19 protein-coding genes are annotated in these 21,024 nt (G+C 63.1%); 3 read left to right on the plus strand and 16 right to left on the minus strand.

Features of this window, described 5'->3' with window-relative positions; translation table 11 throughout:
* Positions 1 to 42: 42 nt before the first annotated feature.
* From HBO05_RS10220 to HBO05_RS10265, 10 genes are all read right to left on the minus strand, one after another.
* The gene (locus HBO05_RS10220) at positions 43 to 471 is read right to left on the minus strand and encodes an acyl-CoA thioesterase (protein ID WP_170042399.1); all 429 of its coding nucleotides are present in this window, start codon (positions 469 to 471) and stop codon (positions 43 to 45) included.
* Positions 464 to 2,008 carry an aromatic amino acid ammonia-lyase gene (locus HBO05_RS10225; RefSeq protein WP_169952349.1) on the minus strand — a complete coding sequence of 515 codons (1,545 nt, stop codon included), beginning with the start codon at positions 2,006 to 2,008 and terminating at the stop codon, positions 464 to 466. The genes HBO05_RS10220 and HBO05_RS10225 overlap by 8 nt, the downstream gene beginning before the upstream one ends.
* Complete coding sequence (locus HBO05_RS10230) at positions 1,989 to 2,927, minus strand: glycosyl transferase (RefSeq protein WP_169952347.1); 939 nt, start codon at positions 2,925 to 2,927, stop codon at positions 1,989 to 1,991. Before HBO05_RS10230 ends, HBO05_RS10225 begins: the two co-directional genes overlap by 20 nt.
* Positions 2,924 to 3,658 carry a glycosyltransferase family 2 protein gene (locus HBO05_RS10235; protein WP_172312534.1) on the minus strand — a complete coding sequence of 245 codons (735 nt, stop codon included), beginning with the start codon at positions 3,656 to 3,658 and terminating at the stop codon, positions 2,924 to 2,926. The genes HBO05_RS10230 and HBO05_RS10235 overlap by 4 nt, the downstream gene beginning before the upstream one ends.
* Positions 3,659 to 3,738: 80 nt before the next feature.
* A complete protein-coding gene (locus HBO05_RS10240; RefSeq protein ID WP_172312536.1) occupies positions 3,739 to 5,409 on the minus strand; it encodes an acyl-CoA synthetase family protein in 1,671 nt (556 codons plus the stop codon).
* Positions 5,406 to 5,951: a hypothetical protein gene (locus HBO05_RS10245; RefSeq protein ID WP_169952341.1), complete on the minus strand. Its 546-nt coding sequence runs from the start codon at positions 5,949 to 5,951 to the stop codon at positions 5,406 to 5,408. Before HBO05_RS10245 ends, HBO05_RS10240 begins: the two co-directional genes overlap by 4 nt.
* Positions 5,948 to 6,202, minus strand: coding sequence for an acyl carrier protein (locus HBO05_RS10250; protein ID WP_169952339.1), 255 nt, complete (start codon positions 6,200 to 6,202; stop codon positions 5,948 to 5,950). Before HBO05_RS10250 ends, HBO05_RS10245 begins: the two co-directional genes overlap by 4 nt.
* A 9-nt stretch (positions 6,203 to 6,211) precedes the next feature.
* Positions 6,212 to 6,481: a phosphopantetheine-binding protein gene (locus tag HBO05_RS10255; RefSeq protein ID WP_032862152.1), complete on the minus strand. Its 270-nt coding sequence runs from the start codon at positions 6,479 to 6,481 to the stop codon at positions 6,212 to 6,214.
* A complete protein-coding gene (locus tag HBO05_RS10260) occupies positions 6,459 to 7,271 on the minus strand; it encodes a lysophospholipid acyltransferase family protein (protein WP_172312538.1) in 813 nt (270 codons plus the stop codon). Before HBO05_RS10260 ends, HBO05_RS10255 begins: the two co-directional genes overlap by 23 nt.
* Complete coding sequence (locus HBO05_RS10265) at positions 7,247 to 7,966, minus strand: beta-ketoacyl synthase chain length factor (RefSeq protein WP_169952335.1); 720 nt, start codon at positions 7,964 to 7,966, stop codon at positions 7,247 to 7,249. Before HBO05_RS10265 ends, HBO05_RS10260 begins: the two co-directional genes overlap by 25 nt.
* A gap of 347 nt (positions 7,967 to 8,313) precedes the next feature.
* On the opposite strand from HBO05_RS10265, the gene HBO05_RS10270 reads away from it, so the two are divergent.
* Positions 8,314 to 9,084 carry a ParA family protein gene (locus tag HBO05_RS10270; RefSeq protein WP_169952333.1) on the plus strand — a complete coding sequence of 257 codons (771 nt, stop codon included), beginning with the start codon at positions 8,314 to 8,316 and terminating at the stop codon, positions 9,082 to 9,084.
* Positions 9,085 to 9,200: 116 nt separating this feature from the next.
* On the opposite strand, the gene trxC is transcribed toward HBO05_RS10270, so the two are convergent.
* From trxC to HBO05_RS10295, 5 genes are all read right to left on the minus strand, one after another.
* Positions 9,201 to 9,635, minus strand: coding sequence for a thioredoxin TrxC (gene trxC / locus HBO05_RS10275; protein WP_172312540.1), 435 nt, complete (start codon positions 9,633 to 9,635; stop codon positions 9,201 to 9,203).
* Between the two features lie 120 nt (positions 9,636 to 9,755).
* Positions 9,756 to 11,219 (minus strand): protein adenylyltransferase SelO, encoded by a 1,464-nt coding sequence (locus tag HBO05_RS10280; RefSeq protein WP_172312542.1) that lies wholly within the window; start codon positions 11,217 to 11,219, stop codon positions 9,756 to 9,758.
* A gap of 48 nt (positions 11,220 to 11,267) precedes the next feature.
* Positions 11,268 to 14,606, minus strand: coding sequence for a mechanosensitive channel MscK (gene mscK / locus HBO05_RS10285; protein WP_172312544.1), 3,339 nt, complete (start codon positions 14,604 to 14,606; stop codon positions 11,268 to 11,270).
* 70 nt (positions 14,607 to 14,676) lie between these two features.
* Positions 14,677 to 16,419 (minus strand): potassium/proton antiporter, encoded by a 1,743-nt coding sequence (locus tag HBO05_RS10290; protein ID WP_029299228.1) that lies wholly within the window; start codon positions 16,417 to 16,419, stop codon positions 14,677 to 14,679.
* 200 nt (positions 16,420 to 16,619) lie between these two features.
* A complete protein-coding gene (locus HBO05_RS10295; protein ID WP_169952324.1) occupies positions 16,620 to 18,245 on the minus strand; it encodes a methyl-accepting chemotaxis protein in 1,626 nt (541 codons plus the stop codon).
* 275 nt (positions 18,246 to 18,520) lie between these two features.
* On the opposite strand from HBO05_RS10295, the gene HBO05_RS10300 reads away from it, so the two are divergent.
* Together HBO05_RS10300 and HBO05_RS10305 are read left to right on the plus strand one after the other, a co-directional pair.
* The gene (locus HBO05_RS10300) at positions 18,521 to 18,751 is read left to right on the plus strand and encodes a hypothetical protein (RefSeq protein WP_029299225.1); all 231 of its coding nucleotides are present in this window, start codon (positions 18,521 to 18,523) and stop codon (positions 18,749 to 18,751) included.
* Positions 18,748 to 19,041, plus strand: coding sequence for a cell division protein ZapA (locus HBO05_RS10305; RefSeq protein WP_172312546.1), 294 nt, complete (start codon positions 18,748 to 18,750; stop codon positions 19,039 to 19,041). Before HBO05_RS10300 ends, HBO05_RS10305 begins: the two co-directional genes overlap by 4 nt.
* On the opposite strand, the gene HBO05_RS10310 is transcribed toward HBO05_RS10305, so the two are convergent.
* Positions 19,042 to 20,844 (minus strand): acyl-CoA dehydrogenase, encoded by a 1,803-nt coding sequence (locus HBO05_RS10310; RefSeq protein ID WP_172312548.1) that lies wholly within the window; start codon positions 20,842 to 20,844, stop codon positions 19,042 to 19,044.
* Positions 20,845 to 21,024 lie beyond the last annotated feature (180 nt).

A 21,024-nucleotide genomic window follows, 5' to 3' on the forward strand; every position in this document is an offset into this window, starting at 1 on the left:
TCAGGCCCCCCGCGTTATTGTTGGCGACCATCGCGGGCAAGCTCAGCATTCCAGGGCCCTTTCGACGGCGGTGATGAACACGGTGGGCGAGGCCAGTTGCATCTCGCGGCTGGCAATCTCGACGGCCACTTGCACGGTGCTGGCGCGGGTCAGGCGTTCGCCGCTGGCAAGGTCGGTGATCAGGTAGTTGACCTTCAAGCGGTTCTCCCACTCCACCAGGCTGGCGCGCACGTTGAGGGTCTGGCCAAAGGTGGCGCCACGCACGTAGCGCAGTTGCAGGTCGATTACCGGCCACGCATAGCCGGATTCGAGCATCGCCGTGTAGTTGTGGCCGAGCTTGTCGAGCAGCGCGCAGCGGGCGATTTCCAGGTATTTCACGTAGTGGCCGTGCCAGACCACGTTCATCGTGTCGATGTCGAAGAAGGGCACGAGGACTTCAGTGTCGCAATGCAACACGCCGGGGCTACGCATGCAGCCTCCAGTGTTGCGCGGCGATGCGTTGCAGGCACAGGCGCAGTTCGCCCTCCAGGGCACGGTCTTCGATCACCGGCGGGAAGTCCTTGGCCAGCTCGATGTGCATCGCGGCCAGGGCCGGCGGCAACGGCCTGGCATCCGTGACCTGGGCGCGCAACCACACGCCCTGGTTGGCGGCAAGCAAGGTGGCGGCGGCCACCTGTTCGGTCAGCTCCAGCACGCGGATTGCATCGCGGGCGGCGATCGTACCCATGCTGACCTTGTCCTGGTTGTGGCACTCGGTGGAGCGCGAAAACACGCTGGCCGGCATCGTATTTTTCAACGCTTCGGCGGTCCAGGCGCTGGTGCCGATCTGCACCGCCTTGAAGCCGTGGTTGATCATCGCGCGGTCCGCCGGGGCGCCCGACAGGTTGCTCGGCAAGCCATGGTTGTAGCGCTCGTCCACCAGCAGCGCCAGTTGCCGGTCGAGCAGGTCGGCGACGTTGGCCACCAGGTTTTTCAGGCTGTCCATGGCAAAGGCGATATGCCCGCCGTAGAAGTGCCCGCCGTGCAACACGCGCTCGGCCTCGGCGTCGATGATCGGGTTGTCGTTGGCGCTGTTGAGCTCGATCTCGATAAACGAACGCAGCCAGTTCAGGCTGTCGGCCAGCACGCCGAGGACGTGGGGCGCGCAGCGCAGCGAGTAGCGGTCCTGCAAACGGTGCAGCGGCGCGGTCGGGGCGTCGATGGCCAGGTCCTTGCGCAGCCACGCCGCAACCTGCATCTGCCCGGGGTGCGGCTTGGCGGCGAACAGGCGTTCGTCAAAGTGCTCCGGGTTGCCTTGCAGCGCCACCACGTTCAACGCGGTGATGCGCGTGGCCAGTTGCAGCAGGTAGTCGGCGCGGGCGAAGGCAAGGCAAGCCAGGCCGGTCATCACGGCGGTGCCGTTCATCAGCGCCAGGGCTTCCTTGGGCCGCAGCACCAACGGCGTCCAGCCCAGCTCACGGTGTACGTCGGCGGCCAGGCGGCGCTCGCCACGAAACAGCACTTCACGCTCGCCGGACAAGGTCGCGGCTACGTACGACAGCGGCGTCAGATCGCCGCTGGCGCCCACCGAGCCTTCTTCCGGGATCAGCGGCAGGATGTCGTGTTCAAGGAACGCATGCAGGCGCTCCAGCAGTTCAACCCGCACCCCGGACACGCCGTGGCACAGCGACTGCAAACGCGCCGCCAGCACCGCACGGGTGGCCTGGGCGTCGAGCAACTTGCCCAGGCCGCAGCCGTGGAAGGTGTACAGGTGACGCGGCAATGCCTCGACATGCTGCAACGGCACCGCCACCACGCACGAGTCGCCGTAGCCGGTGGTGACGCCGTAGATCACGCCTTCCTTGTCCAGCAGCGAATCGAGGAACTGCGCGCCCTTGGCGATGCGCTGGCGATACCCGGCATCGTCTTGCAGGCGGGTGGGCGCCTGACGGTTGGCCAGGGCCAGCACGTCTTCGATGCGCAAAGGGAGTTCGCCGAAGGTTACCGGCTCAAGCAGATGCGTCGTCATCGGTCTTCCAGAAAGGGTAAAAGTTGAACCATTGTTGGGGCGCTTGCAGGCAGAACTGGCCCAGGCGTTCGGCGTAGCGGGCGGCCCAGTGGGCGATCACCTGCTGGCGGTCGCTGCGTTTCCATTCGATCAATGGGGCAAAGGGCTCGATGATCAGCCGATAGCGCCCCTGGTGCTTGAGGCACATCAGCAGGTTGACCGGGCATTTGAGCAGGCCGGCCAGCAGCCATGGGCCCTGGGGGAAGGCGGCGCTATGGCCGAGAAAATCCACGCGCACCGTGCGCCCGCCGTGCAGCGGGATGCGGTCGCCGGCAATTGCCAGCCATTCGCCGTCGTCCAGGCGCTGGCTGAGCAGCAGCATCACCGCCGGGTCCAGCTCGCTGACCTGGATCAGCCGCAGGTTGCTCGCCCCGGCTTCGCCCAGCAGGCGGTTGAACTGTTCGGCGTGTTTGGTGTGCACCAGCACGTTCATGGTGACTTTCTCACCCAGCTCCGCGAGGGCCCGGCACACTTCCAGGTTGCCCAGGTGCGCGCCCACCAACATCTGCCCGCGTTCGCCGCGCAGTTGCCCGCGCAATTGGGCCGGGTCGATGATTTCGATCTGTTCCAGGCGCAGCTTGCCGTTCCATACGTCGAGCTTGTCCAGCAAGGCGTCGGCGAAAGCCATGAACTGGCCGAACACCCTTGTGTGGCTGGGGCGCAGGTCGTCGCGCCCGCTCCAGTCGGCCAGGCGCTGCTGGTACTGCCAGATGCTCTGGCGCGCGGCACGGCCAAACACGAAAAAGTACAGGACGATGCCATACAGCAGCGGGCTCAGCACCCGGCGCCCGAGGACCTTGGCGGCGAATGCGGTGAGTTTCATCAGCCAGAAACTGCCGCGTTCCTGGCGGTCGGCCCAGTGCCGGGGGTTGTCGCTCATGCCTGCCACCGTCGCCAGAGGATCATTGGCGCACGCAGCAACATGCCGAAAAACAGCCGGGTGTGCATGGATGAAATCAGCAGGTTGTCGTGGACCAGGCGAAAGTGCGACAGGCCGTCGGCCGGGTAATGCACTTGGGTCGGCAGCCAGCGCATCGGCTGGTTGCGCCATGACAGGCGCACGAGGATGTCGGAGTCGAAATCCATGCGCTTGCCGATCCGTGCCGAGTCCATCAAGGCCAGCACCGGTGCCAGGGGGTAGATGCGAAAGCCGCACATCGAATCGCGGATCTGCAGCGACAGGCTGTTGATCCACACCCAGACATGGGTCAGGTAGCGCGCATAGAGGCGGCCCTTGGGCACGCTGTCGTCGTATTCGGGGTAGCCGCAGATCACCGCGTCGGGGTGGGTGCGCGAGGCGTCGAGAAACAGCGCGACTTCGCGCAGGTCGTGCTGGCCGTCGGCGTCCACTTGCAGGGCGTGGGTGAAGCCCAGGCGCGCGGCTTCGCGAAAGCCGGCCATCACTGCCGCGCCCTTGCCTTGATTGACGGGCAGGGTCAGCAGCGACACGTTATCCAGGCTTGCCAGTTGCGCCAGCACGGCGGCGCAGGCCGGGCTGCTGCCATCGTCCACCAGCAGGCAGGGCAGGCCATGGTCCAGCAGGCTGCGGACCACGGCGGGCACGGCGGATTCGTGGTTGTAGACCGGGATCAGGGCGCAGGGGTTATGCATGGTGGTGGGCACCTGATGGACCGAGTTGCCTGCATCGCAGGCAAGCCAGCTCCCACATTTGGAATGTGCGCTCACCCAACCTATGCATGAGAATTCTCCAGCAAAACCCGCCCGCTGGAACACGCCGCACTGTCATTGCGATAAGCGAAATACAACTTGCCCCGCTCGCGATCAAAACGCAGGTGCAGCTCGATCACGTCACCAGGGCGCACCAGTTGCTGGAACTTGAGCACTTCCATGCCGGCAAAGGTCGGCGGTAGATCAAGCAGTTGCTGGCCCAGGTTGAACGCCCATTCCACCTGCACCACCCCTGGCAACACCGGGGTGTGAGGGAAGTGGCCGCTGAAGTAGGCCAGGTCCGGCGGGATGCTCAGTTGCAGGGTCCATTCGCCGTCGGTCTCGACTTGCGCCAGCAATTCCGGCGCCTTGGGGCGCGGTGCCAGCAGCAGGGCTTCGACATCGGCCTGGGGTAGCTTGCCCTGGGGGGTAAGCGGCAACTGGCGCAACAAGCGCCAGCGGCGGGGCAGCGCCAGGGCTTCGCAGTGCTGGCCCAGGTGCTGGCGCAGGGCTTGGGTGACGCTGCGCCGGCCTTGGTTGCGCAGGGCGTGCAGGCCGTCGCCACTGAGCACCACCAGGGCGCCGAGGGACGCGCGGTTTTCCTGGACCACCCCCAGGCGCGCTTCCGCGACCCAGGCGTGGTCGGCCAGGGCCTGTTCGAGCATCGGCAGGGAGATGCGTTTTTCTTCCAGCTTGACGATCCGGTCCAGGCGCCCGAGCAGTTCGAAGCGCCCATCTGCGTGGATCTGCGCGGCATCGGCCGTCTGCTCGACATGCCCGGCCGGCAGGTACGGCGAGGCAATGCACAAGGCGCCATCGGCATCCTGAGTCAGGCGTACATCGGCAAACGGCTGCCAGGGCGTGTGGCCCTGGCGCCAGGCAATGCCGCCGGTTTCCGAACTGCCGAGGATCTCGGTCGGCCACTGGTGCAGGCGTTGGTGCAGGCTGTCGGCAGCATCGGCGGGCAGCGCGCCTCCGGAGGAGAACACGCGCTTGACCGTGCTCAAGGCCGTCCAGTCGAGGTTATCGCCCATGCGCTTGAGCAGGGCCGGGCTGGCCACCCAGGCGAAATGCGGGTGCTGGCGGCTGACGCGCTGCAAGTCTTCGGGGAACGGCAGTTGCTGGCGCACAAAGCTGCGACCGGCGCACAGCGGCCACAGCACGCGGAACAACAGGCCATAGATGTGCTGGGTAGCGACGCTGCCGACGATGCACGCGCGGCCCAGGTCGGCGCCCCACAAGGCTTCCAGGGCCTGTACCTCGTTGGCCAGTTGGCGCAGGGTCTTGTCGATGCGCTTGGGCGCGCCGCTGGAGCCGGAGGTGCACAGGCCCAATTGGCAGGCGTCCAGGTCCAGGGCTGCGGCGGCGAGCGGCGGGTGGTAGAGCGCCTCCAGGTCGCCCGCTTCGGTCAGCCAGGCGTCGACCGCAGTAGCCCAGCGTTGGCGGGTCTGGGGTTGCAGGTCGGCGGGCAGCAGCACACTGGCCCCGGCGCGCCAGGCGCCCAGCAGGGCAATCGCCAGCTCGCCGGCGTCGCTCAGGTGCACGGCCAGGCGCTGGATGCCACGGGCTTTGAGCCCGGCCGCCAGGCTCAGGGCCCGTTCGCACAGTTGTGCGTGGTTCATTGCAGGTTCAGTGGTGACCGAACGCAGTTGCACAGGCTCAAGCAACAGATGCTCAAGATTGACCCAATTCATACGCGGCCTCGAACCCTTTGTCGTATCAGCCATTCCACGGCGAACAACAACCCCATCAGCCCATAGGCGATCAGGCCGTTGTACAACGTCCACCAGCTCAACGGTGCCCACAAGGTGAGCGCAGCGGCGAGCAGGCCGTTACACAAGAAAAACCCACTCCACACCACGGTGACCTGGCGCGTGTACGCAATGGCCTTTTCAGGCAGATGCGGATCGCTCAGGCGCGCGAGGCGCTCGACCATCGGCGGGCCGTACTTCAGGCTCAGGCCGAACAGCGCCAGCATGAAGATGCTGACCAGGCTTGGGTACCAGCGCAGCAACTGCGGGTTGTCGAACCAGGCCAGCAGCAGGCAAAACACAAGCGCCACGCCGGCCATCCAGCCGCTGCCGGGACGCCGCGGGCCGGTCAGCGCGCGCAGCAGCCAGAGGCTCGCCAGCAGCAGGCCGAATTGCCACGGGGCGAAATGCTCCGTGCCGTAATACACCGCGAAAGGGTACAGCAGCCCTACCAGCAACAGGCCAAGGCCGATCAGCCGGCTCATGCGGCCGGTTGGACCAGACGGTAGACCGCCTCGACCACATCATTGACCGTACGCACGGCCTTGAACTCTTCGGCGGCGATTTTCTTGCCGGTCTGGCGCTTGATATGGTCGATCAGGTCCACCGCATCGATGCTGTCGATTTCCAGGTCCTGGTACAGGTTGGCGTCGAGGGTGACCCGCGTAGGCTCCAGTTCAAACAGTTCCACCAGGGCGTCGCGCAGGGTGTTGAAGATATCGTCACGAGTTTGCATGGTCGGGTCTCAAGCTGCCTGTCGGGCCGTGACGAACGCCGCGAGGCTGGCCACGTTGATAAAGTGATTGCGGGTGTCCTTGGCGTCGGCATCGATCTTGATGCCGTACTTTTTCTGGATCGCCAGGCCCAATTCCAGGGCATCTACCGAATCCAGGCCCAGGCCTTCGCCGAACAGGGTTTGCTCGCTGCCGATGTCGCAGGCGTCGATGTCTTCCAGGCCCAGGGCCTCGATGATCAGGGTTTTGATTTCGTGTTCAAGGCTGTTGGGGTTGCTCATCTTCGGCGAGCTCCTTAATGAAATAGTGATGCAGATAATCGTTGAGCTTGCGTGAGGCCTGAGGTGGTGGCCCTTGTGAGGCAAACACCTGTGGGTCTATATCGGCACCCACCCGCAAACTGAAGTGAAAGCGGCGGTTGGGGATGCGATACCAGGGCTCGGCCTTGGTCAGCGTGGTCGGGCTGACCTTGAGCACCACGGGGGTGATGATTGTCGCACCGCGCAGGGCGATGGCGGCGGCCCCGCGATGAAAGGCCGGGGCTTTGCCCGGCACGGTGCGGGTGCCTTCGGGAAAGATAATCAGGGTCTGGCCGCCTCGCAGGGCACTGGCGGCGGCATCGAGCATGTCGATGCTGCCATCGTTGCTGATATAGCCGGCATCATTCACGGGGCCACGGGTGAAAGGGTTCTGCCACAGGCTCTGCTTGACCACGCAATTGGCCTGGCGTACCAGACCGATCAGCACCACGACGTCGATCAGCGACGGGTGGTTGGCGATGATCATCTGCCCGGGGCGCCCGAGTTTTTCGGCGCCTTCGACGCTGTAGGTGAGAATGCCGGCGCGGTACATCATGTTGATAAAGAACCAGAACAACTGCCCGACGGTCAGGCGCGCACGGCGCTGGTGCTGCCGGGCGTCCCCTGGCAGGCAACTGAGCAGCGGGAACACCAGCAGGCGCAGGCACAAGCCGCCCACGCCGAACAGCACGAAGCTGGCTGCCGTGGCGAACAGGCGCCAGTAGTAGGCGTCCCGGGGCTTGTCGGTCAGGGTTTGCGTTGCCAGTTCCATACTCGGTTCTTCCAGGCATGTTGGCAGGCACCTTGCTCGGTGAGCAGGGTGCGCAGCAGGTTCAGGGCGTGGGGCCACTGGGTCTCGGTGGGTTGGACCGTTGTGGTGTGCAGCGCCAGTTGCCATTCGTCGCCTGGGGTCAGCAGCAGGCCCAGGGCGTAGGGGAACGGCACATCATCGATCCACCGCGCGTAGGCCAGGGGTGGCTGCTCTTCGGTAATCACCAGCAGAACGGCCGGCGCGCCTTCGTTGAGCAGGGCTGCGGCTTCGAGCATGCCGTGCTCCAGGCCGTCGCCCGCGGCTGCCAGGGCGGTCATTTCGCTGGTTTCGTTACGCAGGATCGACCACAGGCCAATCACCGCATTGTGTACCGACAGGCTGAATTGGGTGGGCGACAGCGGCTGGTCGTTGGCCAGGTCGCTGAGAATGTCCAGGGTGCGTGGGGTTTCGCCATGACGCGAGACAAATACCAGCGGCAGGTCCTGCAGGCCGTCGGCCAAGGGCCAGCCGACGCTGAAGGCCATCCGGGCCAGGCGGCTCAGGCGCCGGCGCTGCATGGCCGGCAGGAACGACACATCGGGCGCGGCATCGCTTTGGGCCACCAACACTGGGGCCTGGCACCAGTCGCGCCAGGCATCCACGCTGTCGAGCCCAGGGGCCCAGGCGCGCCATTGGGCGATGTTGAAGTTGATCACTGAGAAGATTTCCCGCCCCTGCGGGCTTCCTTGTGCTGCAAATTGCCCATAAAACCGGGGCATGGCGCGATGGCCGAGTGGCGCGCATTATCCGGGTGCGGTGGGGTTCTAGCAAACTTTGGTAAAGAATTGTTCACGAGAATTTACAAATTCGCCGAAAAGAATCAGTGATTGTCCGCCAATGGCTACGGGGGGCTGGTGTCAGGCAACTCTTTATTGGTTGGCGTATTACGAGATAGTTATGCGGGATCCGTCTTCAGATGCTGTAGTACAAGCTTGATCAAGGTAGCGAGCGGGCGCTTTTGCCCTCTACACTCGGGCATTCATTGATACACGGAGGTTTTTCCATGCGGCGCGTGGTGTTCAATCAAAAAGGTGGCGTTGGCAAGTCCAGCATTGCCTGCAACCTGGCGGCGGTCAGCGCCAGCGAAGGCTATCGAACCCTGTTGGTGGACCTCGATGCACAGGCCAACTCGACCCAGTACCTGACAGGGCTGACGGGTGACGATATTCCCATGGGCATTGCCGATTTCTTCAAGCAGACCCTGTCATCCGGGCCGTTTTCGAAGAAAAACCAGGTGGATATCTACGAAACCCCGTTCGACAACCTGCACGTCATCACCGCCACCGCAGAACTGGCGGACCTGCAGCCCAAGCTCGAGGCCAAGCACAAGATCAACAAGCTGCGAAAGCTGCTGGATGAACTGGCCGAGGATTACGACCGGATTTACCTGGATACCCCGCCGGCCCTGAACTTCTATGCGGTTTCGGCGTTGATCGCGGCTGATCGTGTACTGATCCCTTTCGATTGCGACAGCTTTTCGCGCCAGGCGCTGTACGGCCTGCTGGCGGAAATCGAAGAGCTCAAGGAGGACCACAACGAAGGCCTTGAAGTGGAAGGCATCGTGGTCAACCAGTTCCAGGCCCGGGCGAGCCTGCCGCAGAAGATGCTGGACGAGTTGATCGCCGAGGGCCTGCCGGTACTGCCGGTGTACCTGGCCAGTTCGGTGCGCATGCGCGAATCCCACCAGGAGAGCAAACCGCTGATCCACCTCGACCCGCGCCACAAGCTGACCCAGCAGTTTGTGGAGTTGCATAACCTGCTGGAAAACGCCTGATCATCAAGGATGAGCACGCTCGATGTGGGAGCTGGCTTGCCTGCGATGACGGTGTGCCAGCTTGCATATCCATCAAGCTGCCCCTCGCCATCGCGGGCAAGCCCGCTCCTACAGGGTTACACCCCTTGGCTACGCAACCAGCTCATCAGTTGCGGTAACGCAAATGCCCCGCTCTGGCGCGCCACTTCCCGGCCGTTCTTGAACAGGATCAGGCTGGGAATCGAGCGAATGCCCAATTGCGCCGAAAGCTGCTGGTTGGCCTCGCTATCGAGCTTGGCCAGCCGGCACTTGCCGGCCAGCTGCCCGGCCGCCTGTTCAAACACCGGCGCAAACGACTTGCACGGCCCGCACCATTCGGCCCACACATCCAACAGGAGCGGTAAATCGCCCTTGATCTGGCTGGAATAATCGCCCTGGCTTAATTCAAACGGTTTGCTGAGCAACACCGGCTGCTTGCAGCGCCCGCACTTTGGGGCATCGCCCAGGCGTTCGTGGGGGATGCGGTTGAGGGCGTTGCAGTGTGGGCAGGGGATTACAAGAGAATCGGACATGATGGGCTCCTTGGGTGTGGCCTATGGGCTCAATCTGGCGCCCGTCACGGGGATTATCAAGGCCAGACGAATAGGCGACAGTGAAGACTAACGTGGCGTGAGCACGCTGCGCTTTTGATCCTAGGACGAACAACTGATCTCCAAATGCTTGCCCCAATCGGGCGGCCGTTGCGCGTACTGCTCCATCCCGGCCTGTTCTTCAAATGGCTGGCTCAATACCTCATGCAGCCTTCGCACTTCACTGTAGTCACCTGATTCGGCGGCGGTGATGGCGTTTTGCGCCAGGTAGTTGCGCAGGATGTACAGCGGGTTGACCGCGTGCATGCGCTCGCGGCGTTCTGCCTCGCTGCCTGTGCCGTCGCGCTCAACCCGGGCCTTGTAGTCGTCGGCCCAGGCATCGAAGCCCGCGCGGTCGACAAAGTCATCGCGCAGGCGCGCCACGGCCAGTGCGGCGGATTCGTCGCCCAGATGGCGGAAGAACAAGGTGTAGTCCACGCCACTGTTTTGCATCAGTTGCAGCAGGCGCTCCAGCAGTTTCTGGTCATCGTCCTCGGCGGTGGTCAGGCCCAGGCGGCGGCGCATCAGGTCCAGGTAGTGGGCCTGGTACAGCGGCAGGTACAGGCCCAGGGTCTCGCGCAGGGCGTCAACGCTGATGTACGGCGTCAGCGCCTGGGCCAGGGCGCTGAGGTTCCATTGGCCGATGGGCACCTGGTTGCTGAAGGAGTAGCGGCCTTCGTGATCGGAGTGGTTGCAGATGAAGTGAGCGTCGAAGTCATCGAGGAAGGCAAACGGCCCGAAGTCGAAGGTAATGCCCAGGATCGACATGTTGTCGGTGTTCATCACCCCGTGACAAAAGCCGTAGGCCTGCCATTTGGCGATCAACTCGGCATTGCGCTCGACGATCTCGCGGAACATCGCCAGGTACGGCTCGGGTTGCTCCTGGCAGTGGGCGAAGTGCAACTTCAGCACATGCTCGGCCAGTTGCTGGTGCAGCTCGGTTTTCTGGGTGTAGTAGAAGTATTCGAAGTGCCCAAAGCGGATATGGCTCGGCGCCAGGCGCAGGACCATGGCCGCGCGTTCCTGCTTCTCGCGCCATACCGGGGTGTCGGAGCCGATCACGCACAGGGCGCGGCTGCTGGGGATACCCAGGGCGTGCAAGGCTTCGGAGGCGAGAAACTCGCGGATCGACGAACGCAGCACCGCGCGGCCATCGCCCATGCGCGAGTAAGGCGTTTGCCCGGCGCCCTTGAGGTGCAAGTCCCAGTGTTCGCCCGCCGCGTTATATACCTCGCCCAGCAGCAAGCCGCGACCATCCCCCAGTTGCGGGTTATAGGAGCCAAACTGATGCCCGGAATAGACCATCGCCCGCGGTTCGGCCTCGGCCCACAGCTTGTGGCCGCCGAACAGTTCGGCAAACACTGGCGTCTGGGCGACGGCTGGATCGAGGTCCAGCAGGGCCATGGCGGCGTTGCTCGCCACCACCAGCCGCGGCTCGTCGATGGGCTCGGGCAATACGTGGGTTGAGAAACCGTCGCCCAGGCGGGCGAAGCGGTTGTCGAAGGTCAGGTCGTCGAGGGCTTTCACCGGCCATCTCCAGCAGAATGTCCGAGCATTCTGCTGGGGATAGCGCGGTTAGTCGAGTTTGGCCGGCGGCGTGGGTTGCGGCGAGCCGTCATTGGCCGGCTTGCTCAAGGGCTCGATTTCCACCAGTTTGTATTCCTGGCCGTGCAGGTTCTTCAGGTAAACCTCCATCTGGCGGAACGAAATGTTGATGCTCTGCTTCTTGAACTCGCGGTTGATGAAGCGGTTGACCTCATCGATGACCGGGTTGCGGTCGCCGAGGTCGCGCACATGCATGCGCAGTTCGTGGTCCAGGGTGCTTTCGCCAAAGTTGAGGAAGTACACGTGGGGTTCCGGGTCTTTCAATACCCGTGGGTTATCCCTGGCGGCCTTGAGCAACAATTCCTTCACCAGGTCCAGGTCGGAGCCGTAGTCCACGCCGAGCTTGAGGGTCACCCGGGTGATGGTGTCGGTCAGCGACCAGTTGATCAGTTGCCCAGTGATGAAGGTTTTGTTCGGGACAATGATGTCCTTGCGGTCGAAGTCGGTGATGGTGGTGGCGCGGATGCGGATCTTGCTCACCGTGCCCGACAGGTTGCCGATGGTAATGGTGTCGCCGATGCGCACCGGGCGCTCGAACAGGATCATGATGCCGGAGATAAAGTTGGCGAAAATCTCCTGCATGCCGAAGCCCAGGCCCACCGACAGTGCGGCCACCAGCCATTGCAACTTGTCCCAGCTCACCCCGAGGGTCGACAGGGTCGACACAAAGCCCACGCCGGCGATCACATACGACAGCAGGGTGGTGGTGGCATAGGCGGTGCCCTGGGCCAGGTCCAGCTTCGACAGCACCAGTACTTCCAGCAGGCCCGGCAGGTTGCGCGCCAGGGCAAAGGTAATGCCGATGATGATCAGCGCGCCCAGCATGTCGCCGATGCTGATGGGCACCATGCTGATATTGGCGCCGGTGCCGCTGGTGTATTCGTAGAGGGTGACGTTGTCCAGGTAGGAGAACACCGAGATCAGGTCCGACCAGACCCAGTACAGCGCCGCAATAAAGCCGCCGAGCAGGGCCAGGCGGATCAGGCGCATGGATTGTTCGTTGACCTGCTCGATATCCAGGGTCGGTTCCTCGATCACCACTTCGCCGTCGCCGGCTTCCTTGGCGGCCTGGCGTTTGGCCAGTGCCCGGGCATAGGCCAGGCGCCGCGCGGCAACACCCAGGCCACGGACGAAGGTGGCTTCGATCACCAGCCAGAACATCAGCAGGTACAGGGTGTTGATCAGGCGGTCGCTGAGTTTGAGCGCGGTGTAGTAGTAGCCAAAACACACGGCGATAAACAGCGCGATGGGCAGCGCGGTAAACGCCACGCCGACGACCTTGCGAAACAGCGAGGCCTTTTCATGGGTCGGGCTGTTGAGCAGCAGGCGGCTGAGCAGCCAGGCCATCAGCCCATAACAGGTGAGGACTACGGCGATCCCCAGCACATCATCGGCCAGGGCTGCCGGCTGGTGCTCGGCGATGGACACCACGGCCACCAGCGCCAGCACCACCAGCCCCAGCTTGCGGATCCAGCCCTGGAGAAACTCGACCTGGGGTTTTTCCCAGCGGAAATGCAATTCGGCCACGCCACCCGGCGCGAGGATGCGATAGGCGGTGTAGAACACCAGCCACGCCTGGGAAATTTGCACCAGGGCCATGCCCAGGTTGGCGTTCTGCCCGCGTGCATCGATCTGCAGGGCGTAGCCGCACAGCGCCAGGCCGAGGGTTACCGGCAAGGCCAGCAGGATATTCACCAGGATCGCGACCGGAGTGTGCCACTGGCTGTCCCGCTTGAAGTGCCCGATATCCATATGGATTTTTTTCAGGCGCTCGTAGAGGCTGTTGCGCCGCCACAACAGCGCGCCGATCAATAGCAGCAGGGGCAGGAACAGCAGCGGGCGCTGGGCCAGGCCGTCATACAGTTCGCTGAGGCTGGAGGCCCAGGGCAGGGTGTCGACCTGTTTGCTCAGGCGGTTGGGCACGCCTTCGAGCCATTCGACGTCCAGCGGCTTGTTGCTGGGGATCCAGAACATCTGTTCGTCGAGGGTCGCGCGCAGGCTGGCGGCGGTGCTGAGCAGTTGTTTCTGGTTCAGTTGCAGGGTGATGGATTCGTTGAGCAGCGCGCTCAACTCCCGGCTCAGGCGTTCGAGCAGGTCGCTGCGGGTCACGGCCAGCTCCAGCAGGGTGCGGCGCAACTGTGGCGTGACTTGGTCCTCGGGCTGGTTGGCCAGCAGGTTGTCGACGTAGGTGCTGGGCGAACTGATCAGTTCGCGCTGCTGGTTGACCTCGAACTGGTACAGGCGAATGTTGGCGATATCGTCGGCCAGGTCGCGGTCGACCTTCAGGCGCGGCAAGGCCTGTTTCTGTTTATAGAGGATCTTCGATAGCAGCAGGCTGCCCTTGAGCACGTTGATCTGCTCGTCCAGGGCCGAATCGCTCTGGGTCACGTTGTCCAGCAGCTGTTTGGTTTGCAGGTTCTGCTGGGTCAGCTCATTGAGCCGGTCGGTGCTTTTGAGCAGGTAGTCAGAGAGTTTCAGGTTGGCTGCGCTTTCCGTAGCCAGCAGGCTGCTGCCACCGGCTTTCTGCGCTTCGATGGACTGCTGGGTCACGGTTTCCTGGGACTGGGCCAGGCGTTTCTGGTTGATCAGGGTTTGCAGGTCCTGGATTTCCTGCTCCAGGCGCGCGGTTTTTTCCACCGCCAGGTCATGTTGGCTGTTACCCAGGTCTTGCAGTTGGCTGTTGCCCGCCAGCTCCTGGCGGCGCAGCGGGATCAAGGCGTTGAGCGCCGCCAGTTCGGCGTTCAGCAGGTTGCGCTGGTCGCCATTTAGCGGTTTGCCATTGTCCTTGCCGGCCTTGAGGATGCCGTTGATCTGCTGGATGCGCGTCTGGCTGTTGCTGATTTCGGTCTGGGCACGCTCGGGGCGGGTTTGGGCGGCGATGCTCAGGCTGTTGGCGTCGGCCAACTCCTTTTGTAGGTCGCCTTGCTGGGTGCTGCGCTGCACCAGCAGTTGTTCGAGCTGCGGCACTGGCAGGCTGGCGTAGCGCTGGGCGACCGGGACCACCTTGGTGGCCTTGAGCCGGGCCAGTTCACGGGCGTTTTCCGTGGTCTGGCGTGGCGCGTCTTGCAATTGGCGCTTGAGATCGCTCAGGCGTTGCTCGTAGTCCTGCTTGTTGCCCAGCAACGTCAGGGTCTGCTGCAACACATTTTGCAGCGCCTTCATGTCGGCGTCGGGCAGCTTGCGGTCCGGCAGCTTGTCCAGGGTCTGTTGCACACTCTCGATGCTTGGCGGGTCGGCGGCGAACACCGGGCTGACGCAGAGACTCAGGCCCAGCAGGGCAGTGGCTAAAAAAGTGCGCAGGATTGTCATAGAGACCGGTCGAACAAGATGAAGAATAGGGGGCGTGTTGATGGCCAATGGCACACCGTCGCCCCGCAGTTTAGAGGAAGAGTCCGGGGGCCGGGCGACTTCCTTCGGGGAATCTGACGCCGACTTTGCCGATCTTGTTCCCGTCCATCACGGCGACTGTCCAAATGGTGTTGTTCCACTCCACCTGGTCGCCGACGATGGGGGCACCACCGACCTTCTGCGTGATGAACTGGCCCAGCGGCATGTCCGGATCGATGCCGTCGAGCTTGAGCCCGTACAGCGCCGACACCGCGCCCAGCTGGGCGTCGCCTTCGAGCACGAAGTCGCCGAAGAAGCGCAGGTCCAGGCCCCGTTGCGGCGCCTGGCTGAACAGCTTGCCGAGGGCGGCGAGATTGTGTTCATGGCCGATCACGCACAGCAAATCATCGGCTTCGAGCACCGTACTACCCGACGGATGGAGCAGTTGCTGGCCGCGAAACAGGGCGGCGATCCGCGTGCCTTCGGGCATTTTCAGCTCGCGCAGGGCGGCGCCGATGCACCATTTCTCGGCACCCAGGCGGTAGACGAACAACTCCCACTCGCTGGTGACGTGTACTTCCAGGGCCGCCCGGGAAATCGGCGCGGGCTCGGGCGGTACCGTTACTTTCAAGAGCTTGGCTACCCACGGCAGGCTGGTGCCCTGCACCAGCAACGACACCAGCACGATAAAGAACGCCAGGTTGAAATACAGCTGGGCATGGGGCAAGCCGGCCATCAGCGGGAACACCGCAAGAATGATCGGCACCGCGCCGCGCAGGCCGACCCAGGCGATAAACACTTTTTCGCGGCCATGGAACGCCTTGAACGGCAGCAGGCCAACCGCCACCGACAGCGGCCGCGCAAACAGGATCATCCACAGCGCCAGGCCCAGGGCCGGCAGGGCGATGGGCAGCAGGTCATGGGGCGTGACCAGCAGCCCCAGCACCAGGAACATGCCGATCTGCGCCAGCCAGGCCATGCCGTCGAGCATATGCAGGATGCCGTGGCGGCTGCGCACCGGACGGTTGCCGATCACCAGGCCGCACAGGTACACGGCGAGGAAGCCGCTGCCGTGCAGGGCGTTGGTCAAGGCGAAGACGAACAGGCCGCCGGCGATCACTAGGATCGGGTAAAGGCCGTTTGCCAGGTTGATCCGGTTGACCAGTTGCAGCATCAACCAACCGCCGCCCAGGCCGATAATGCCGCCGATCCCGAATTCGCGGATCAGGTGGGTCAACAGGCTCCAGTGCAGGCCAGTCTGGCCGCTGGCGAGCATGTCGATCAGGGTTACAGTGAGGAACACCGCCATCGGGTCGTTGCTGCCGGATTCGATTTCCAGGCTGGCGCTGACCCGTTCGTTCAGGCCCTTGCCGCCCAGCAGCGAGAACACGGCGGCGGCGTCGGTGGAGCCGACGATGGCGCCGATCAGCAGGCCCTGGATGATATTGAGGTCAAACAGCCAGGCCGCCGCCATGCCGGTGAGGCCGGTGGTTATCAACACCCCCACGGTCGCCAGCGACAGGGCCGGCCACAGTGCCACGCGAAAGCTCGCGACCCGGGTCCGCAAGCCGCCATCGAGCAGGATCACTGCCAATGCCAGGTTGCCCACCAGGTACGCGGTAGGGTAGTTATCGAAAATGATCCCGCCGCCATCGACGCCGGCGATCATGCCCACGGCCAGGATAATCACCAGGATCGGGATCCCCAGGCGGGACGAAAGAGAACTCACCAGAATGCTCGCACTTACCAGCAACGCGCCGATCAAGAACAGGCTGTTGATGGTCGTCGCATTCAAAGGCAGTACTCCGGAATTAAGGCGAGGCGCAGACTGACCATGCAGTCTGCGTGCCAGCGATTCTAACCTGTTGAATTGCTGCGCTGTCAAAAAGCTTTTGTAGGATCTGGCTTGCCTGCGATGGCAGCGCCGCGGTGAATCAGGCTCACCGCGGCGCTGCCATCGCAGGCAAGCCAGCTCCTACAGGGGGTGACTGTATTTCAGAGGCGGAAACGCCCCACCATCCCATTCAAATCCACCGCCAGGCGTGACAACTCGCCGCTGGCCGCACTGGTCTGGCTGGCGCCCGTGGCCGATTGCACCGACAAGTCGCGGATGTTCACCAGGTTGCGGTCCACTTCCCGCGCGACCTGGGCCTGCTCTTCGGCGGCGCTGGCGATCACCAGGTTGCGCTCGTTGATCTCGATAATCGCGCTGTTAATGGTATCCAGGGACATCCCTGCGCCTTTGGCGATATTGAGCGTCGACTCGGCGCGCTCGGTGCTGTTGCGCATCGAGTCCACCGCCTGTTCAGTGCCGGCCTGGATACTGCCGATCATCCGCTCGATTTCACTGGTCGATTGCTGGGTGCGATGGGCCAGGGCCCGCACTTCATCGGCAACCACCGCAAAACCACGCCCGGCTTCCCCGGCACGCGCCGCTTCGATGGCGGCGTTCAGGGCCAGCAGGTTGGTCTGGTCGGCCAGGCCGCGAATCACATCCAGCACCTTGCCGATATCCCGCGATTCTTCGGCCAGGGCGCCGATCAGGGTGGCGGTGCCCTGTACATCGCCGCTCATGCGTTCGATGGCGCTGACGGTTTCTTGCACCAGGTCGCGGCCATCGCCCGCCGAGGTGGTGGCGTTTTTCGAGGCCTCGGAGGTGCTGACCGCATTGCGCGCGACTTCTTCGACGGCGCTGGTCATCTCGTTGACAGCGGTGGCTGCCTGCTCGATTTCATTGTTCTGCTGGGTCAGGCCACGGGCGCTTTCGTCGGTGACGGCGTTCAGCTCTTCGGCAGCCGAGGCCAGTTGAGTGGCCGAGCCGGAAATGCGCTGCAGGGTGTCGCGCAATTTCTCCTGCATTTTATTCATCGCGCGCAACAGACGGCCGGCTTCGTCGTCGCCATCGACCTTGATCGGCTGGGTCAGGTTGCCTTCGGCAATGTTCTCGGCGGCGTCCAGGGCCTGGGCAATGGGCAGGGTGATGCTGCGGGTCAGCAACCAGGCAAACAGCACAGTCAGCGCCGTGGCCAGCACCAGCAGGGCCACTACCAGGTCAAAGGCTGAATCATATTGATCGGCAGCTTTCTGGTTGCTGTCGTTGGCCATCGAGTTGTTGATGTCCAGCAGGCGCGTCAGCACCGCGTTGACCGCCTCGGAGTTGCTCAGCAGTTCGGTGTTGAGCAAGGTGCGCAGCTCTTCGGTCTGATTGTTGCGCGACAGGCTCTTCATCCGCTCTTCGATCTGCCGGTACTGGCCCAGCAGGCGCACATAATCGTCGTAGGCCGAGCGCTCCTCGCGGCTGTCGATCAGCTTTTCGTACACGCTCTGGGCGGCACGAATCTGCTGGTTGCGCAATTCAAAGGCTTCCAGGGTCTTTTGTTGCACATCCGGCTCGCGGTTGGTCAGCAAGCGGTAGGACAGCACGCGCAGGCGCAGGGTCAGTTGGGTGAAGTCGTCCAGCGCGCGAATGCTCGGCACGCTGCGCAGGGTGATGTCTTCGGTGGCGCCACGGATCTTGCTCATCTGGTTCAGCGCAAAAATACCGAGAAACAACATCAGCGCACCAATGCACGCGAAGCCGAGAAACGCGCGCGGCGCGATATTCATATTACGAAGAGACATGCAATGGTCCTGGGAGAGGCGCGATCCGTGCGGCTTTGAGGCGGGGTAAGCATGACCTATCGGACATACGACTAAAGTCTTGAGGGGCTGCGCGCTTTTGTCGCACCTTGCGCGCATTGGAATGGATTCAGGAACCAGATGGCGTAAATGCAGTCACTAAGGCTCCACAGCGTGGCCTGACCCGTGAAATCGGGGCTGCGCGCCAGGATAACCCTGGCTTCCACGGTGAATTTTCTTTATCGTCACCGCCCTTTGAAAAAGCCCGAGAATTCAAAATGTTAGAAACATCCCTCAGCCAACTGGAACAACTGGTCAGTGACCTGGTGCAGCAGAATCAAGCATTGCTGGGCACCAACGAATCCCTCAAGGCGGAACTGGCCCGCGCCAAGGATGAGAACGACAGCTTGCAACTGAACCTGATGGAACAGGAAGAAAAGCAGGGCGCCACCGCAGCCCGTATCCAGGCGTTGGTTGAGCGTGTGAGCGCAGGTCCTGTGAGCGCATGAGTGAAGGGATAAAGGTCGTTTCGATTCTCGGTGAGGATTACTCGATCAAGGCACCGGACGGGGAAGACAACACCCTGCTCAAGGCCGTGACCCTGCTCAAGGCGTCCCTGGCCACCACCAAGCAGAAGTACCCGACCCTGATCGGCGACAAACTGCTGGTGCTGGCGGCGCTGAATCTATGTGCCGAGCAGATCGAGATGCAGCAGCGTCACCAGCAGGAACTCGACCGTTACCAAGAGCAAGTCAGCGCCACGGTCGACGTGATTGCCAAGGCCATCGGCCAGCCCTGATCAGAACCATTCATCCTGCATGGCCAGGCACGTATCGTCCCGAGTTTCCAGGATCGACAGTTCATGATGGCAGCCCGGTACTTCCCACGTCAGGAAGTACCGGGCCGCTTGCAGCTTGCCTTTATAGAAGGCCACATCCGCCGCATTGCCCCTGGCCAGCCCTTCTTCGGCGCGGATCGCCTGTTCCAGCCAGCGCCAGCCAATCACCGTATGCCCAAACACTTTCAGGTACAGCGCCGAGTTCGCCAGGCTGCTGTTGACCTTGCCCTGGGCGAGATCCGTCAACAGTCCCAGGGTCACCCTTTGCAGGCGTGCCACCAGTTGATCCAGCGGCTCGCGCAATGGCGTGAGTGACGGATATTCCTGCGCCCGTGCGCCCGTCTCGGCGATCAGGCGAATCAACTGTTTCAAGCCCGCGCCGCCGTTTTGCCCCAGCTTGCGCCCCAGCAGGTCCAGGGACTGGATGCCGTGGGTGCCTTCGTGGATCGGGTTCAGACGGTTGTCGCGGTAGTACTGCTCCACCGGGTATTCGCGGGTGTAGCCGTGGCCGCCGAGAATCTGGATCGCCAGTTCGTTGGCCTTGAGGCAGAACTCCGACGGCCAGGACTTGACGATCGGCGTCAGCAGATCGAGCAATTCATGGGCCTGCTTGCGCGCGGTTTCGTTGTCCAGGGTGGTGGTGTCATCGAACAGCCGCGCGGCGTACAGGCCCAGGTCGAAGGCGCCTTCCACATAGGCTTTTTGCGTGAGCAGCATGCGCTTGATATCGGCGTGCTGGATGATCGACACCGGTGCGGTGTTCGGGTCCTTGCTGTCCGGCAGGCGGCCTTGCGGGCGTTCCCGGGCGTATTCCAGGGAATACAGGTAACCGGCGTAGCCAAGCATCACCGCGCCCATGCCGACGCCAATCCGTGCCTCGTTCATCATTTGGAACATACACGCCAGGCCTTGGTGCGGCTTGCCCACCAGATAGCCGACACACTCGCCGTTATCGCCGAAATTCAGCGCCGTCGAAGTGGTGCCGCGCCAACCCATCTTGTGGAACAGTCCGGCCAGCAGCACATCATTGCGCGGGCCCAGGCTGCCGTCCTCGTTGACCAGGAACTTGGGCACGATAAACAGCGAAATGCCCTTCACCCCAGCGGGCGCATCCGGCAGTTTGGCCAGGACCATGTGCACGATGTTTTCCGACAGCGGGTGGTCGCCACCGGAGATAAAGATCTTGTTGCCCTTGAGCCGGTAGGTGCCGTCCGCCGCCGGCTCGGCGCGGGTGCGGATATCCGACAGCGACGAGCCGGCATGGGGCTCGGTCAAGGCCATGGTGCCGAAGAACCGGCCTTCGATCATCGGTTGCAGAAAACGCTGCTTCTGCTCCTCGGTGCCAAAACTTTCGATCAGATTGGCCGCGCCCATGGTCAGGAACGGGTACGAGGTGGAAGCCGCATTGGCTGACTGGAAATGCGCAAAGCAGGCCTGGGACAGCAGTGTCGGCAGTTGCATGCCCCCGGCTTCGAAACTGCGCGCCGCATTCAGAAAGCCGGCTTCGAGGAAGGCATCCACGGCAGGTTTCACCTCCGGGATCAGGATCGCCTGGCCGTCTTCGTAGCGCGGTTCGTTTTCGTCACCTTTGCGGTTGTGCGGGGCGAAGTACTTTTCGGCGATGCTGCGGGCAGTGCCGATGGCGGCATCGAAGGTTTCGCGATTATGTTCGGCAAACCGCTCGCGCTGGGTCAGGCCCTCGGCATCGAGGACTTCATACAGCTCGAAAGCCAGATTGCGGGAACTGAGGAGCGTCTCGGACATGGCGGCTTACCTATGTGGGAATAGGCCGCAGTCTAAGTGCGCGAATAGAGGCGCGATAGCAAGATTGATCTGGGTGATGGAGCAGCAAAACACAGCGCAAAGGTATGACGCGGTCAATGTGGGAGCTGGCTTGCCGGCGATGGCGGTAGGCCAGGCAATATTTGCTTGGCTGACCCGCCA

This window comes from Pseudomonas sp. WS 5079, from assembly GCF_012985465.1.
Classification (GTDB): domain Bacteria; phylum Pseudomonadota; class Gammaproteobacteria; order Pseudomonadales; family Pseudomonadaceae; genus Aquipseudomonas.